This is a genomic window from Brachybacterium zhongshanense (assembly GCF_055385755.1).
The window spans coordinates 3,326,533-3,341,596 of sequence record NZ_AP043790.1; the positions used below are offsets into that span (position 1 = coordinate 3,326,533).

A 15,064-nucleotide genomic window follows, 5' to 3' on the forward strand; every position below is an offset into this window, starting at 1 on the left:
GTGATCGGCAGGTGTGTCCACGATCGGTAGGTGAGCGGCATCTGCTTCTCCTGGGGAGAGGCAAGTGCCGCTCATCTGCCGTTCATGGACGGCAACCTGGTGCTGGACACCCGAGCCTCGGTCGTCGGGAGCGTGCGGGGCGCATCCGGCGAGCGTCTGAGGTGCGTCCGGGGCGTCCGGGGTGCTCGGGCCGCGGCTCTACGATGGGAGCGCGCGCCGCGGCGGCGCGACGCGGTAGCGTGCCGCGCATCGGGGCGTGCTGTGCGAAGGATCCAGGAGGCGGGATGAGCGTGAGATCCGCGTCCGATCGCCCCAGCATCCGCCAGGTCGCCGAGATGGCGGGCGTCTCGCACATGACGGTGTCGCGAGTGCTCAACGGGCACTCGAGCATCCGGGAGAGCACCCGCGAGAAGGTCCTCGCCGCGGTCGATGAGCTGGGGTACCGGCCCAACACGGCCGCACGGGCGCTGGCCACGCAGCGGACCATGCGGATCGGTGCGATCGTCGAGAGCGAGCTCGAGTTCGGTCCCGCCAGCGCTCTGCGGGCCATCCACCGCGCCGCGCGCGGACGCGGGTACTCGGTCGCCTCCTATGCCCTGGACGATGAGGAGGCCGGCGCGAGCGTCGGCCAGGCCGTCGCGCACCTGGAGTCGCTCGGGATCGATGCCCTGTGCCTGGTGACCCCTCGCTCGTCGTCGGTCGTGGCCCTGCGCGCGGAGAGGCCGGATCTGCCGGTGCTCGTGGTCAAGCCCGAGAAGGAGGACGAGCTGCTGCGTGTGTGCATCGACCAGCAGCTCGGCGCGACGATGGTGGTCGACCATCTTGCAGCGCTGGGGCACCGGGACATCCTGCATGTGACCGGGCCGCTCGAGTGGCTCGATGCCCGTGCCCGCGAGAGGGCCCTGCGGGCTCGGGCCCGCTCCTGGGGGATGACGGAGCGGCCGATCGTCCCCGGGGACTGGACGGCCGACTTCGGGTACGACTTCGCCGTCGGCCTGCAGCGCATGCCCGACTACACGGCCATCGCCGCGGGGAACGACCAGATGGCCCTCGGCATCGTGCACGGTCTGCACGATCGCGGGATCCGAGTGCCCGAGGACCTCAGCGTCGTGGGGTTCGACGACGCGCCCTTCTCGCGGCATTCGATCCCGCCGCTGACGACGGTCCGCCAGCCCTTCGGTCTGCTGGGCGCCGCCGTCGTCGATGTTCTGATCGCGGCGGTGGACGGGCGGGCCATCCCGCAGCGCACGAAGATCCCGCCGGAGCTGGTGGTGAGGCTGTCGAGCGCGAAGCCGCGGGGGTCGGCATGAGCGAGGCAGGCGGCGCGACGGTGATGGAGGCGCGGTCCCTCGGCGTGCGCTATGGCGATCGCCAGGTGCTGCACGGCGCCGACATCAGCCTGCGCGCGGGCGAGGTCCATGCGCTGATGGGGGAGAACGGTGCGGGCAAGTCGACGCTGATCCGAGCGCTCGCGGGCGTCGTGCCCGTGGTCTCGGGCGAGGTGCTGCTGGACGGCGGTCCGGTGCGCTTCTCCTCTGCTGCGGAGGCGCAGACCGCCGGGGTGGTCGCCGTCCTGCAGGACGTCCCGCTGGTGCCGCATCTCAGCGTCGGCGAGAACGTGATGCTGGGGCAGGAGAGCCGCGGACGCTGGGGCATCGACCGGGGCGGCAGCCGTCGGCGTGCGGAGGAGATGCTGGGTGAGCTGGGGCTGGACGACCTCGACACCCGTCTGCCGCTGCATGCGCTCTCCCCGGCGGCGCGTCAGCTGGTGGCGATCGCCCGCGCGGTGGCGACCCGACCACGGGTCCTGCTGCTGGACGAGCCGACGTCGAGCCTCGACTCCGGAGAGGTCTCGCGGCTGTTCGGCGTGATCGACCGGCTGCGCGATCAGGGGGTGGCGATGGTGTTCGCCTCCCATCATCTCGAGCAGGTCTTCGCGGTGAGCGACCGCGTGACGGTCCTCCGCAACGGCCGTCTGATCTCGGAGGCCCCCACCCGCGGTCTCGACCGGGCTGAGCTGATCGCGGAGATGATCGGTCATGACCTGGAGGCCCTGCGGCGCATCGGCGACCGGCGACGTGCGCATCGCCTCGATCCCGCCGACCCTCCCTACTACGCGGTGCGCGATCTGGGGTGCGAGGGGGTGCTCGCCCCGACGGATCTCGATCTGCACTGCGGGGAGATCGTGGGCGTCGCAGGGCTCCGCGGCTCCGGCCGGAGCGAGCTCGCACGCCTGCTCGCCGGTGCTCTGCGTGCGGATTCGGGCACGCGCAGCGTGGCCGGACGACCGGTCCGGATCGTCTCGCCGGAGACGGCGATGCGGCATCGGATCGCCATGGCCACCGAGGACCGGCTGGCCGACGGGGTCATCCCGGAGCTCGACGTCCGGGACAACGTCGTGCTGGCGCTGCAGGCGCTGCGGGGCTGGACGAGTCCGCTGTCGAAGAAGGAGAGCGACGACCTGGTCGGTGGGCTCATCGAGGATCTCGGCATCCGGCCCGCGGATCCGTCCGCTCTGGTCGGCGACCTCTCCGGAGGCAATCAGCAGAAGGTGCTGCTCGCGCGCTGGCTGGCAACCCGTCCGCGGATCCTGATCCTCGACGAGCCGACGAAGGGCGTGGACATCCGCTCGCGCGTCGAGATCCAGGAGATGATCGCGCGCCTGGCCGTCCAGGGCATGGGGATCATGGTGATCTCCTCCGACTTCCACGAGCTGGTGCGGCTGTGCGACCGCGTCGTGGTGATGAAGGACAGGGCGAAGATCGGTGAGGTGAGCAACGGTCCGGGCCTCACCGCCGACACCATCGTCGAGATGATCGCGGCGGTGGAGGACGAGGACGACGACCTGCCGCCCCTGATCCCGCACCCCTGATCCCGCGCTCATCATTCCGGGCCCCGCACACCGCGCCCCGCACTCCATGCCCCGCGCCCGTTCCGGAGATGGCCTCGGCGGCTGACGACGGCCGACGGCTCCTGACGGCTCGAGGCGGCTCCCGACGGCAGCTCCGTTATCGGTCCGAGACCTCGCAGTGCTTCCGGGGTCTTGAGCACCCCATGATGTTCACGGTAACATCCGTGGAACACCGAGAGCTCCCGCATCCCGCGGGACCACCGGAGAGCCGCCGGCAGCGCCGTCGGCCGCTGACGACGCACCGTCGCGTCGTCGATCTCGAGGAGGAGATCCATGACCATCTCTCGACGCACCATGCTCGGAACCGGCGCCGCCGGACTCGCCGCCCTCGCGCTGGCCGCCTGCGGCGGGGACGACTCCGCCTCTGCGGACGGCGACGGCGACCCGATCGTCGTCGGCTTCGTCGCCGTCGGCCCCGAAGGGGCGTGGCGGCAGGCGAACGAGCAGGACATCCAGGACACCTTCACCGAGGACAACGGCTTCTCGCTGAAGTACGCGCCCGCCACCAATCTGGACCAGAAGTCCCAGATCGACGCCTTCACCTCGTTCGTCGACGAGGGCGTCGACGTCATCCTGCTGTCGGCCACGGAGGGGTCGGGCTGGGACGAGTCGCTGAGCCTCGCCCAGGAGGCGGAGATCCCCGTCTTCCTCATCGACCGCGGCATCGAGCCCGACGACACGTCCCTGTACGTCACCCGGCTCGCGCCCGACAACGTCGCCGTCTCCCAGGCCGTCGCCGACTGGGCGGTGGAGACCTTCCCCGACGGCGCGAAGTACTTCGTGCTCGAGGGCCCGGCCGGCGTCTCCGTCGTCAACGAGCGCAATGAGGGCTGGTCGGCGGTCATGGACGGCAACGACGCCTTCGAGAGCCTCGGCTCGCAGACCGCGAACTGGTCGACCGAGGAGGCCAAGAGCGTGTTCGAGACCGTCCTGAAGTCCAACGGCAACGACGTCCAGATGGTCTTCGCGCAGAACGACGAGATGGGTCTGGGTGCGGCGCTCGCCGTCGAGGAGGCCGGGCTGGTCCCGGGCGAGGACGTCAGGATCGCCACCATCGACGGCACTCAGGCCGCGCTCGAGGCGCTCGCGGAGGGACGGCTCAGCTTCGTCGCCGAGTACAACCCCCTGTTCGGCGAGCAGGCCCTCGAGGCGGTGAACACGGTGCTGGACGGCGGCAGCGTCGACTCGTACATCCAGATCGAGTCGACCACCTTCGACTCGCCGGAGGCGGCCGAGGAGGCGCTCCCGGACCGCAAGTACTGATCCGGGACCGTCGGCTCGGCACCGCCCCTCGAGGAAGCGAAGTCCATGACAGCTGCCACCACCACCAGACCCGTGGTCGAGATGAACGGCATCTCGATCACCTTCCCCGGCGTGAAGGCGCTGGACGCCGTCGACTTCCGGCTCCTCCCCGGTGAAGTGCACACCCTCATGGGGGAGAACGGCGCCGGCAAGTCCACCCTGATCAAGGCGCTCACCGGCGTCTACACGATCGACGAGGGGCAGATCCTGGTCGACGGGTCGCCGCGCCGGCTCACCGGCACGGCCGACGCCCAGGCCGCCGGGATCTCCACGGTGTACCAGGAGGTGAACCTCTGCACCAACATCACCGTCGGCGAGAACGTCATGCTCGGTCACGAGACCCGCGGCCCGCTCGGGATCCGCTGGCGCGACACCCATCGCCGGGCCGCCGAGGTCCTCGCGACCGTCGGACTGGGCGATCTCGACCCACGACTGCCCCTGGCCTCGCTGTCCATCGCGCTCCAGCAGCTCGTCGCGATCGCTCGGGCCACAGTCAACGACTCGAGAGTGCTCATCCTGGACGAGCCGACCTCCAGCCTGGACAGCAACGAGGTCCAGAACCTGTTCGCGGTCATGCGCCGCCTGCGGGACGACGGCGTCGCGATCCTGTTCGTCAGCCACTTCCTCGATCAGGTCTACGAGATCAGCGACCGGCTGACCGTGCTGCGCAACGGTGCCTTCCAGGGCGAGTTCCGCACCGAGGAGATCGACCAGGCCACGCTGATCTCCGTCATGGTCGGCAAGGAGGTCACGGCCATGGACTCCCTGGGGAGGGCCAGTGCGCGTCGCGAGGTCGTCCGTGGCGGGGTGCCGCTCTACCGGGCCGAGGGCATCGCCCGCAAGGGGTCGCTCGAGGCCACCGACCTCGAGATTCACCGCGGCGAGGTGCTGGGCGTCGCCGGGCTGCTCGGCAGCGGACGCACGGAGCTGGCGCGCCTTGTCTGCGGTGCGGACCGGCCGGAGGACGGGACCGTCGAGATCGAGGGGGAGTCCGCCCGGATCTCCTCGCCGGCCGACGCGCTCGCCGCACGGATCGCCTACTCGAGCGAGAACCGGCGGGACGAGGGGATCATCCGCGACCTGAGCGTCCGCGAGAACCTCGTGCTCGCCGTCCAGGCCAAGCGCGGCTGGGCCAGGCCGCTCGCGAAGGGCGAGAAGGATGCGATCGTCGAGAAGTACATGACCTCCCTCAACGTCCGACCTGCCGACCCCGAGCGCCCCATGCGGAACCTCTCCGGGGGCAACCAGCAGAAGGTGCTGCTGGGCCGGTGGCTCGCCACGGACCCGGACCTGCTGATCCTCGACGAGCCGACCCGCGGCATCGACGTCGGCGCGAAGACCGAGATCATGCAGCAGGTGATCCGATTGGCCGACGACGGGGTGGCCGTCGTCTTCATCTCCTCCGAGCTCGACGAGGTCGTCCGTCTCAGCGACCGCATCGTCGTGCTCAAGGACCGGCGCAAGATCGCCGAGATCCCCGTCGACGACGACGTCGACAGCGATCTCGTGATCGCCACGATCGCCGAGGAGGGACTCTCCGTGGCCGACGATCGGGGCGACCACAAGGACGGCCGGCGAGACGACCATAGAGATGGCCGGCGGGGCGATCATCGAGACGACCGACGAGAGGACACCGCTGATGAGCACGCAGCACAGACTCGTTGAGCGCGGCGCCCAGCTGATCCGTCAGCCCTACTTCTGGGGCGTCATCGGGATCCTGCTGCTGCTCGCGATCAACAGCGCCCGGGACCCCGGTTACCTGGCCATCCGCTACAACGAGGCGACCGGGAGCTTCTCGGGGAACCTGATCGACATCCTGCGCGCCGCCGCACCGATCCTGATGATCGCCGTCGGCATGTGCCTGGTGATCGCGACCAGCGGCATCGACCTCTCGGTGGGCTCGGTCATGGCGGTCTCCGGAGCCGTCTCGATGGAGCTGCTCAGCGCGCTGGGCAGCGGACCGGGCGCGGCGGCCGCAGCGGTCGCCCTCGCCATCCTCATCGGGGCCGTCCTCGGCGGCATCAATGCCGTGCTCGTCTCCGTCGTCGGCCTGCAGCCGTTCATCTCGACCCTGGTGCTGATGCTCGCCGGGAGAGGGCTGGCGAAGGTCATCACCGGCGGCCAGAACACCGCGGCCTCCAACGGGACGTTCCGCTGGATCGCCAACGGCCACGTGCTCGGGATCCCCGTGGTGTTCGGGCTGGCGCTCCTGCTCGCCATCGCCGTCGGCCTGCTCGTCCGACGCAGCGCCCTGGGGCTGATGATCGAGGCCATCGGCATGGACCCGCAGGCGGCGCGACTGGCCGGGGTCAACAGCCGCGGTCTCCTGGTGAGCGTGTACATCCTCTCCGGGGTGCTCGCCGCCATCGCGGGGATCTTCGCCGTGGGCAGCGTGATGACTGTCGACGTCTCCAACACGGGCTATCAGCTCGAGATGGACGCGATCCTGGCCGTCGTCATCGGCGGGACCTCGCTCGCCGGCGGCAAGTTCAACATCACCGGCGCGGCGATCGGCGCACTCCTGATCGCGACCCTCGACAAGACGGTCGTCTTCCTCGGGATCTCCTCCTCCGCGACGCCGGCCTTCAAGGCGATCGTGATCATCGCGCTGTGCCTGCTGCAGTCGGAGAGGGTCCGCGGACTCCTCCGTCGACGCCGTCGGCGCGCCGCGCCCGACGACCCCGGCACCCCCGCATCCACCACCACCGCGACACCCCAGGAGGTGGCGGCATGAGCGCCATGATCACGGACGTCGAGGACGTCGAGGACGTCGCCGAGCAGCAGCGCGCCGAGACCCGCACCGAGGCCGCCCGACGCTGGCTGACGCTGCACCTCGACTCGCTGCCGACGGTCGCCGCCCTGGTCATCTTCCTGGCGATGATCGTGTTCGGCCAGATCTCCTACGGGTCGATCCTGCAGATGAACACCATGTCGAATCTGCTGATCAACAACGCCCACCTGATCGTGCTCGCCGTCGGCCTGACCTTCGTCATCCTCAGCGGCGGCATCGACCTCTCCGTCGGAGCGATCATCGCGGTCTCCTCCGTGACGGGAGTGATGCTCGCCCAGGCCGGCTGGAGCGCCTGGCTGGTCGTGGCCGTGATGATCCTGATCGGTTCGGTGTTCGGGCTGATATCCGGAGTGCTCGTCCAGTGCTTCGGCGTGCAGCCGTTCATCGCGACCCTCGCCCTGATGTTCCTCGGCCGAGGACTGGCATCCATGCTCAGCACCGTCCCGCAGCGCCTCGACGAGGACTCCCCGATCCTCCTGCTGGGCGAGAAGATCAAGATCATCGACGGTCCCAAGGTCAACGACCTCACCATCACGCCCGGTGTCATCATCGCGCTGGTGATCGTCGCCGTCGCCTTCTTCGTCCTGCACCGGACCCGAACCGGAAGGACCGTCTACGCGATCGGCGGATCGGAGCAGTCGGCGACCCTCATGGGGCTCCCGGTGCCGCGCACGAAGCTTCTCATCTACGTGATCAGCGGCTCCCTCGCGGGGATCGCCTCGGTCATCTACACCGCCCGCCTCGGCTCCGCGCAGAACATCACGGGGATCGGCTGGGAGCTCGATGCGATCGCCGCCGCCGTCATCGGGGGCACCCTGCTGACGGGCGGCTTCGGGTTCGTCCTCGGCAGCGTCGTCGGCGCCCTCGTGCTCGGACTGATGAACGTGCTGATCACCCGCGACGGGAGCATCCCTCCCGAGGCGACGACGATCATCACCGGCGGGATCCTGCTGGTGTTCGTGCTCCTCCAGCGGGCGGTCACCGCCAGGCAGCGGGAGTGACGGGTCGCAGCTCCGCAGGTCACAGCTTTGCGGGTCGCAGCTCTGCGGGTCACAGCTCCGTGGACCGCCCGGGTCCTACCGGCGCCAGGCTGGCCTGGGCTGTGTCCAGCATCGGTAGGCGTGGCAGCAATCGGTAGGTGTGTCCACGATCGGTAGATGAGCGGCATCTGCTTCTCCTGGGGAGAGGCAAGTGCCGCTCATCTGCCATCGGTGGACAGCATCGGCCCGAACCTGGGCCTCGACAGCTCGGGGCAGCTCGGGCCAGTTCGGGCCAGTTCGGGCCAGTTCGGGGCAGCCCAGGGCAGTTCGGGGCTGCCGCGTCAGCAGCTGTGCCGGGGCCGGCAGGCCGGTAGCGGTGCCCACGATTGGCAGGCGTGTCCAGGATCGGTAGGCGTGGCAGCAATCGGTAGGTGAGCGGCATCTGCTTCTCCTGGGGAGAGGCGAGTGCCGCTCATCTGCCGTTGAGGGACAGGCGCGGCCCTGGGGCCGGACAACCAGGTCGCAGACAGCTGGACCCCGGGAACAAGCAGCCCGGCGTCGGGCTACTCAGGCTCCGGGCAGGCCAGGCGGGGCAGCATCCGGCTCAGCGGCCGGTGCCCAGGCTCATCTGCTGGAGGCGCTGGACCCGCTCGGCTGTCGGCGGGTGGGTGGAGAACAGCTGCTTCATGCCGCCGTTCTTCGTGAACGGGTTGGCGATCATCATGTGGGCGGAGTCCTGCAGCTCCTGGTCGGGAGCCAGGGGGTGGGACTGCACGCCGCGCTCGATCTTCTGCAGGGCGGAGGCGAGGGCGAGCGGGTCGCCGGTGAGGTTCGCGCCGTCGTGATCGGCATCGAACTCGCGGGTGCGGGAGATGCCCAGCTGGATCAGGGAGGCTGCGATCGGAGCGAGGATCATCGCGGCCAGTGCGCCGAGGATGCCCCCGCCGCCCTCCCGGTTCCGTCCTCCGCCGAACCACATCGCCATCTGGGCGACCGAGGTGATGATGCCGGCGATCCCGGCGGCGATCGAGCTGGTGAGGATGTCGCGGTTGTAGACGTGCATGAGCTCGTGCCCGAGCACGCCCCGCAGCTCCCGCTCGTCGAGGACCTGCAGGATCCCCTGGGTGCAGCAGACCGCGGCATGCTTCGGGCTGCGACCGGTGGCGAAGGCGTTGGGCTGCATCGTCGGGGAGATGTAGAGGCGCGGCATCGGCTGTCCTGCGCGCTCCGAGAGCTCGCGGACGATCCTGTGCATCGCGGGCGCCTCCTGCTCGGAGACCTCCACGGCGCGCATCGACCGGATCGCGATCCGATCGCTGTTCCAGAAGCTGACAGCGGTCCCGATCACGCCGATCAGCGCGAACAGCCAGATCGTGCTGCTGCCGCCGATCAGCCAGCCCACTGCCAGCAGGACTCCCCACAGGACCCCGAACAGGGCCGCCGTCTTCACCAGGTTCGTGACGCTGCGTGCCACGATCCGCCTCCTCGTTGCTGCCTGAGCGCTCCAGGCCATCGGTGCTGCCGCATCGGGTCGGTGCGGGCGCGCCGGGCCTGTGCTACCGGAGGGTAGAAGCCGAAGCTCGGAGTCTGCGGGGAGACGACTGGGCGGAGCAGGGGAGTCGTCTGAGGTGCTGGGCGGCGGTGGTCAGCCACGGGCGGCGCGCCGTGGGACCTCACGCCGGACGGCACACGGGAGCCCTTCCCGCCGAGCAGTGTCCGTCTACCGCCGCTCAGAGACGCTCCGAGCGGTGGTAGACGGACACTGCTCTTCCGGGACTTGACCGGCTCCTTCGGAATTCGGTGGGAGCCGGGTGCTGACGGCCCATATGGCAGAGTTCCTCGAGACCCCTTGAGGCTCGCTCGGGACGGACGGCACGCACGCGAACGGAGGAGCTCCACATGGGCGCGACGATCGGTGAGGACCAGCTCCACGCGCTCGCCCTCGAGCGCGCTCTCGCCCTGCCCGCGGCGCACCTGGAGCGGCCCTTCGGGTCCGGGGCCGAGGTCATGAAGGTGCTGGGCAAGATGTTCCTGCTGGCCACGGAGCTGAAGGGACGCCCGATCCTCGTCCTGAAGGCCGACCCCGACGACGCCCGGATGCTTCGCGAGAACGTCGACGGCATCAGCCCCGGCTACCACATGAACAAGCGCCACTGGATAACCGTCGAGGCCGGCGGTGACGTCGACCGGCAGCTCCTCGAGGACCTCGTCACCGACTCCTACCGGCTCGTCGTCGCCACGCTGCCCAGGGACCGTCGGCCTATCGATCCGGAGACCTTCGAGGACGCCGGCTGAGCTGAGCTGAGTCGGCACCCGAGCTGACACCCGGACCGGTGGCTGAGCTGAGCTGAGTCGGCACCCGAGCTGACACTCGGGCCGGCACCCGAGCCGGTCCCCCCAGCGGAGCGGCTCACTGTCCGGCCATGCCGGTGATCAGGACTGCGGCGTCGGCCCGTACCCGCTGTTCGCGTAGGCGTCCTTGAGGATCTGCAGCGAGGCCATCGCCTCGGACGGGCCGATCCAGAAGGGCTCGGGATCGTCGAGGTGCGCGTAGAAGTCCTGGATCAGCAGCTGGTGGGAGACTCCCCAGTAGGAGCGTCCGCCCGCGGTGAGGGTGCGGTCGCCGAGCGTGTCGACCCGACCGTCGGCCCAGCGGATCGTCAGACCTCCGCCGCGACCGCTGCGCAGCTCGACGTAGGCGTTCTCGCAGTCCAGCTCGATCTCCACCGGACGGTTCTGCGGTGCGGTGAGGGTCGCGAAGAAGGTGGTGTCGACGCCGTCGGCATGATGGAGCAGGAGCTCGGCGGTGTCCTCGACCTCGATGACGTCGCCGAAGCGACGGGTGGAGACCCGTCCGTCGGTCCGCTCCACCGGGCCGACGAGCCACTGCACCAGATCGAGGGTGTGGATCGCCTGGTTGATGAGCAGGCCTCCGCCGGAGCCCTCCCACGTCCCCCGCCAGGGCTTCGCGCGGTAGTAGTCGGCGGTGCGGGTCCACACGACCGACGCCCAGGCGCCCCGCACCGCCCCCAGCTCCCTGGAGCGCAGCATCTCGTGCAGACGCTGGCTGGCCAGGTTGTAGCGGTTCTGGAAGCAGATGCCCACCTTCGGGCCGTCCGCCGGCGCAGCGGCGAGGGCGTCCACCAGGCGCCGGCCCTCCTCCAGGGTGTGGGCGAGCGGCTTCTCCTGCAGCACGTGCACGCCTGCAGCGAGCGCGGTGAGGGAGGGGTCGATGTGGGCATCGTGCGGCGTGGTGACGTGCACGGCGTCGGGGCCGACGCCGTCGATCAGCTCCTGGGTGCTCGCGAAGCCCGGCACCCCGGTGGCCTCGACGGCGCGGGCCAGGGCCTGCGGGTCGGTGTCCGCCACGCCCACCAGCTCCAGGCCCTCGATGTCCCGGATCGCCTCGAAGTGGACTACGGAGACGTCCCCGCATCCGATCACGCCGATGCGCACGGTCATCCTCGTCCTCCTCCTCGCGGCCGACGGTCCGGCCCGTCTCGATCCGGTTCACTGTACGGGCGGCCCGGACCCGGCGCTCGTGGATGCCGCGTGATGCCGCGGGTTGCCGGTCCAGGACTCACTGCCGGAGGCCGCGCCCTGCGCATGCATCGACATGCACTGTGCTCGCGCTCATATGCGAAGTCGGTTTGTCCGACAAGCAGTTTGTGGCTGCTGACCTGCAGAAGTGACCTGATAGTTATCTCCGAGCTGGCAACCCCGTCCCCCCTGTGCGACTATCTATGCGGCTCCCTGTGCGACAGCACTGCGGTGCGCCCGGCACGGGCGCGGACCGACGGGTGCCGCCCCCTCCCCGGAGCAGGTGCACGGCACCGCCCGGGTCGACGTGGGACGGCCGGCGTCGCGGGGGTCGAATGCCGGTCGGCCCGACGCAGGGGCGCTACGAGCCCTGTGCGCACTCGCGCGCCTCGCGGAGACCGGATGCACGTGAAGAACGGTTTGTCCGCGACGAAAGGAAGCCCAGTGCCGCCCGCAGGCGAGATCGCACAGCTCGGAATCATCGGAGTGATCCTGATCCTGCTCCTGTTCTACGGGGGCACGATGTGGATGTCGGTCGCGATCTCCCGCAAGAAGGAGAACGCCGACGACTACATGACCGCCGGGAACAGCATCGGTTTCGGCGTCTCCGCCGCCTCGATGACCGCCACCTGGATCTGGGCCTCCTCGATGTACGCCTCGGTGACCGCGGGCTACACGTACGGCGTCTCCGGCCCCATCCACTACGGCCTCTGGGGTGCGCTGATGATCCTGTTCATCTACCCCTTCGGCAAGCGGATCCGCTCCGTCGCGCCGCGCGCCCACACCCTCGCCGAGGTGATGTACGCCCGGCACGGCCGCTCCTCGCAGCTGATGCTCGCCGGCTCCAACGTGCTCGGCTCCGTCATCTCGCTCACCTCGAACTTCATCGCCGGCGGCGCGATCATCTCGATGCTCTCCCCGCTCAGCTTCGGTGCGGGCATCCTCATCATCGCCGGCGGCGTGCTGCTGTACACCCTGTGGTCCGGCTTCCGCGCCTCCGTGCTCACCGACTTCACGCAGGTGATGGCGATGCTGGGCGCCGCGGTGATCATCATCCCCGCGGTGTTCTTCCTCGCCGGCGGCCCCTCGATATTCACCGAGGGCGTGGCCAGCGGGAACGTCACCCCGCAGCAGGAGAGCTTCTTCTCCTCCGACGCGTTCATGAACCAGGGCGCCCCGTACATCGCCGCCGTGCTGGCCTACGCGATCGGCAACCAGACCATCGCCCAGCGCCTCTTCGCCGTGCGCGAGGACCTCATCAAGCCCACCTTCATCACCGCCACCATCGGCTACGGCGCCACCGTGATCGGCGTGGGCATGCTGGGCGTGATGGCGCTGTACCTGGGCGTGCAGCCCACCGGCGGCGACGTCAACAACCTGATGCCGCAGATGGTGGGCACCTACCTGCCCGTGGGCCTCGTGGCGCTCGCCTTCGTGATGATCATCGGCTCGCTCTCCTCCACCGCGGATTCCGATCTCGCGGCCCTCAGCTCGATCGTGATGACCGACGTGTACGGCCAGTCCGTGGGCCGCAAGAACGCGAACCCCAAGCTCATGCTGCTGATCGGCCGGATCACGATGATCGTGGCCACCGGGCTCGCCCTCTACTTCGCCACGGCGAAGTTCAACATCCTGGACCTGCTGGTGTTCGTGGGCGCCCTGTGGGGCTGCCTGGTGTTCCCGGTGATCGCCTCCTTCTACTGGAAGAAGGTCACCAACCTCGCCTTCAGCGTCTCCGTGCTCGCGGCGCTGGCGATCTTCCTGCCGGTGCGGTTCCAGTGGATCCCGCTCACCGGCGGCTGGGCGCTCTTCGTGGAGCTGCTCGCCGTGCTCGGCGTGGGCGTGGTGCTCGGGATCATGGCCTTCGGCTTCTTCGGTCTTCGCCCGGCGATCATCGTCGGCGCGGTCGCGACGCTGGCTGCCCTGCCCTTCGGCCTCTTCGCGCTGCGCGACTACGAGACCCTCTCCGGCTCCCTCGTCGCCTACGCCGTCTCCTTCCTGGTCTGCTACCTGATGAGCGTCCGCTCGACCCAGGACTTCGACTTCTCCGTGATCAAGAAGGTCACCGGCGACTTCGACGAGGAGACCCCCACTGCCGAACCCACCACCGGGGATGACGACGATCGTGATCGCGTTGCCGCCGGCTCCGACCGCTGAGTTTCCCTATACCCCCACCTGCAGGAGGAGGACCCCCATGCTCACCGCCTACGTGCTCATGTGGCCGCTGATCGTGCTCGGCGTGCTGATCGTCATCGCCGGCGGCTTCGCCAAGGACGTCAAGAAGGCCCGCGACGAGGGCCGCCCCGTCATCTGATGCGACCCGCCCGGGCGGCAGCTCGAGCCCGGCCGGGGCGCCGCCCCTCGGCGCCGGCCCGGCCCGGGGCGCCGCCTTGTGGGTCGGGCCGGCGAAGAAATGTCACGGGACGATCGATGCGCGTGCTCGCATCGATCGTCCCGTGACATTTCTCTGTGCGGGAGGGGGAGGTGCCGCCCTCAGGGCACGATCCAGCCGGCGGCCCGGAACAGCTCGTACCACTCGGCGCGGGTGAGGGGCAGCTCGGAGCCGTCGGCGGAGTCGGCGACCCGCTGGGGTGTGGTGGTGCCGAGCACGACCTGCATCTGCGCCGGATGACGGGTGATCCAGGCGGTCGCGATCGCCTCGGGGGAGACCTCGTACTGTGCGGCGAGCCGGTCGATGACGGCGTTCAGCTCGGCGTAGTCGGGATGGCCGAGGAACACGCCGTCGAAGAAGCGCGCCTGGAACGGGGACCACGCCTGCACCGTGATGTCGTGCAGTCGGCAGTAGTCGAGGATGCCGCCTCCGTCGCGGACGATCGACTGGTCGGTGCCCTGCATGTTCGAGGCGATGCCCTGGGCGACGATCGTCGAATGGGTGATCGACAGCTGCAGCTGGTTCGCGACGATCGGCTGGTCCAGGTGCTTCTGGAGCAGGGCGATCTGATGCGGGGTGTGGTTGGAGACGCCGAAGTGCCGCACCTTCCCGGAGGCGTGCAGCTCGTCGAAGGCGCGCGCGACCTCCTCGGGCTCGACGAGGGCGTCGGGCCGGTGCAGCAGCAGGATGTCGATGCGGTCGGTGCGCAGCGCCCGCAGCGACCCCTCGACGGACTCGATCAGGTGCTCGTAGGAGTAGTCGAAATAGGGGCCCGACGGGACGATCCCGGCCTTCGTCTGGATCGTCACCTGGTCGCGCTCGGCGGGGGAGAGGTCGAGAGCCTCGGCGAAGCGCTCCTCGCAGCGGTGCAGCTCGCCGCCGTAGATGTCGGCGTGGTCGAAGAAGTCGATGCCGGCGTCGCGGGCGGTGCGCACGAGGGTGCGGATCTCGTCGTCGGACTTCTCGGCGATCCTCATCAGCCCGAGCACGACGTTCGGGGCGGACAGATCGGTGTGCGGCATGGTGAAGTGCTTCATCGCAGGCTCCTGCTCGGAGGGGGCCGGGGTCGATCCCGGTGTGGCGTCCGCCGACCAGCCTAGGCGCCGACGGGCCCGCGTGCCGACGGGCCCGGCTGCCGACGGGCCTGG

General features: G+C 69.6%; 12 protein-coding genes. 9 read left to right on the top strand and 3 right to left on the bottom strand.

The window, feature by feature from the left end; translation table 11 throughout:
- Positions 1 to 284: 284 nt before the first annotated feature.
- From ACZ5AJ_RS14780 to ACZ5AJ_RS14805, 6 genes are all read left to right on the top strand, one after another.
- Entirely contained in the window at positions 285 to 1,310 is a 1,026-nt protein-coding gene (locus ACZ5AJ_RS14780) for a LacI family DNA-binding transcriptional regulator (protein WP_464135800.1), read from the top strand.
- The gene (locus ACZ5AJ_RS14785; protein WP_464135801.1) at positions 1,307 to 2,872 is read left to right on the top strand and encodes a sugar ABC transporter ATP-binding protein; all 1,566 of its coding nucleotides are present in this window, start codon (positions 1,307 to 1,309) and stop codon (positions 2,870 to 2,872) included. The genes ACZ5AJ_RS14780 and ACZ5AJ_RS14785 overlap by 4 nt, the downstream gene beginning before the upstream one ends.
- A 312-nt stretch (positions 2,873 to 3,184) precedes the next feature.
- Positions 3,185 to 4,174: an ABC transporter substrate-binding protein gene (locus ACZ5AJ_RS14790; protein WP_464135802.1), complete on the top strand. Its 990-nt coding sequence runs from the start codon at positions 3,185 to 3,187 to the stop codon at positions 4,172 to 4,174.
- Between the two features lie 45 nt (positions 4,175 to 4,219).
- A complete protein-coding gene (locus tag ACZ5AJ_RS14795; RefSeq protein WP_464135803.1) occupies positions 4,220 to 5,878 on the top strand; it encodes a sugar ABC transporter ATP-binding protein in 1,659 nt (552 codons plus the stop codon).
- On the top strand, positions 5,853 to 6,947 hold the full coding sequence (locus ACZ5AJ_RS14800; RefSeq protein ID WP_464135804.1) for an ABC transporter permease: 1,095 nt from the start codon (positions 5,853 to 5,855) through the stop codon (positions 6,945 to 6,947). The genes ACZ5AJ_RS14795 and ACZ5AJ_RS14800 overlap by 26 nt, the downstream gene beginning before the upstream one ends.
- Positions 6,944 to 8,005 carry an ABC transporter permease gene (locus ACZ5AJ_RS14805; RefSeq protein WP_464135805.1) on the top strand — a complete coding sequence of 354 codons (1,062 nt, stop codon included), beginning with the start codon at positions 6,944 to 6,946 and terminating at the stop codon, positions 8,003 to 8,005. The genes ACZ5AJ_RS14800 and ACZ5AJ_RS14805 overlap by 4 nt, the downstream gene beginning before the upstream one ends.
- A 583-nt stretch (positions 8,006 to 8,588) precedes the next feature.
- Here ACZ5AJ_RS14805 and htpX read toward each other — a convergent pair.
- Positions 8,589 to 9,497: a zinc metalloprotease HtpX gene (htpX, locus tag ACZ5AJ_RS14810; RefSeq protein ID WP_464135806.1), complete on the bottom strand. Its 909-nt coding sequence runs from the start codon at positions 9,495 to 9,497 to the stop codon at positions 8,589 to 8,591.
- Between the two features lie 386 nt (positions 9,498 to 9,883).
- On the opposite strand from htpX, the gene ACZ5AJ_RS14815 reads away from it, so the two are divergent.
- Positions 9,884 to 10,279 carry an MmcQ/YjbR family DNA-binding protein gene (locus ACZ5AJ_RS14815; RefSeq protein WP_464135807.1) on the top strand — a complete coding sequence of 132 codons (396 nt, stop codon included), beginning with the start codon at positions 9,884 to 9,886 and terminating at the stop codon, positions 10,277 to 10,279.
- A gap of 138 nt (positions 10,280 to 10,417) precedes the next feature.
- Here the strand turns inward: ACZ5AJ_RS14815 and ACZ5AJ_RS14820 are convergent, their stop codons facing one another.
- Positions 10,418 to 11,446, bottom strand: a complete 1,029-nt coding sequence (locus ACZ5AJ_RS14820; RefSeq protein WP_464135808.1) for a Gfo/Idh/MocA family protein — start codon at positions 11,444 to 11,446, stop codon at positions 10,418 to 10,420.
- 480 nt (positions 11,447 to 11,926) lie between these two features.
- On the opposite strand from ACZ5AJ_RS14820, the gene ACZ5AJ_RS14825 reads away from it, so the two are divergent.
- Together ACZ5AJ_RS14825 and ACZ5AJ_RS14830 are read left to right on the top strand one after the other, a co-directional pair.
- Entirely contained in the window at positions 11,927 to 13,681 is a 1,755-nt protein-coding gene (locus tag ACZ5AJ_RS14825; RefSeq protein WP_464135809.1) for a sodium:solute symporter family protein, read from the top strand.
- A gap of 37 nt (positions 13,682 to 13,718) precedes the next feature.
- Positions 13,719 to 13,838 carry a putative transporter small subunit gene (locus tag ACZ5AJ_RS14830; RefSeq protein WP_464135810.1) on the top strand — a complete coding sequence of 40 codons (120 nt, stop codon included), beginning with the start codon at positions 13,719 to 13,721 and terminating at the stop codon, positions 13,836 to 13,838.
- A 179-nt stretch (positions 13,839 to 14,017) separates the two neighbouring features.
- Here ACZ5AJ_RS14830 and ACZ5AJ_RS14835 read toward each other — a convergent pair whose 3' ends face one another.
- Positions 14,018 to 14,953 carry an aldo/keto reductase gene (locus ACZ5AJ_RS14835; RefSeq protein ID WP_464135811.1) on the bottom strand — a complete coding sequence of 312 codons (936 nt, stop codon included), beginning with the start codon at positions 14,951 to 14,953 and terminating at the stop codon, positions 14,018 to 14,020.
- Positions 14,954 to 15,064: the final 111 nt, after the last annotated feature.

Coding starts and splice junctions, on each gene's coding strand:
- ACZ5AJ_RS14830 (WP_464135810.1), top strand. CDS start 13,719: ATGCTCACCGCCTACGTGCTCATGTGGCCGCTGATCGTGCTCGGCGTG.
- ACZ5AJ_RS14795 (WP_464135803.1), top strand. CDS start 4,220: ATGACAGCTGCCACCACCACCAGACCCGTGGTCGAGATGAACGGCATC.
- htpX (WP_464135806.1), bottom strand. CDS start 9,497: ATGGCCTGGAGCGCTCAGGCAGCAACGAGGAGGCGGATCGTGGCACGC.
- ACZ5AJ_RS14815 (WP_464135807.1), top strand. CDS start 9,884: ATGGGCGCGACGATCGGTGAGGACCAGCTCCACGCGCTCGCCCTCGAG.
- ACZ5AJ_RS14820 (WP_464135808.1), bottom strand. CDS start 11,446: ATGACCGTGCGCATCGGCGTGATCGGATGCGGGGACGTCTCCGTAGTC.
- ACZ5AJ_RS14780 (WP_464135800.1), top strand. CDS start 285: ATGAGCGTGAGATCCGCGTCCGATCGCCCCAGCATCCGCCAGGTCGCC.
- ACZ5AJ_RS14790 (WP_464135802.1), top strand. CDS start 3,185: ATGACCATCTCTCGACGCACCATGCTCGGAACCGGCGCCGCCGGACTC.
- ACZ5AJ_RS14805 (WP_464135805.1), top strand. CDS start 6,944: ATGAGCGCCATGATCACGGACGTCGAGGACGTCGAGGACGTCGCCGAG.
- ACZ5AJ_RS14800 (WP_464135804.1), top strand. CDS start 5,853: ATGAGCACGCAGCACAGACTCGTTGAGCGCGGCGCCCAGCTGATCCGT.
- ACZ5AJ_RS14825 (WP_464135809.1), top strand. CDS start 11,927: ATGCACGTGAAGAACGGTTTGTCCGCGACGAAAGGAAGCCCAGTGCCG.
- ACZ5AJ_RS14835 (WP_464135811.1), bottom strand. CDS start 14,953: ATGAAGCACTTCACCATGCCGCACACCGATCTGTCCGCCCCGAACGTC.
- ACZ5AJ_RS14785 (WP_464135801.1), top strand. CDS start 1,307: ATGAGCGAGGCAGGCGGCGCGACGGTGATGGAGGCGCGGTCCCTCGGC.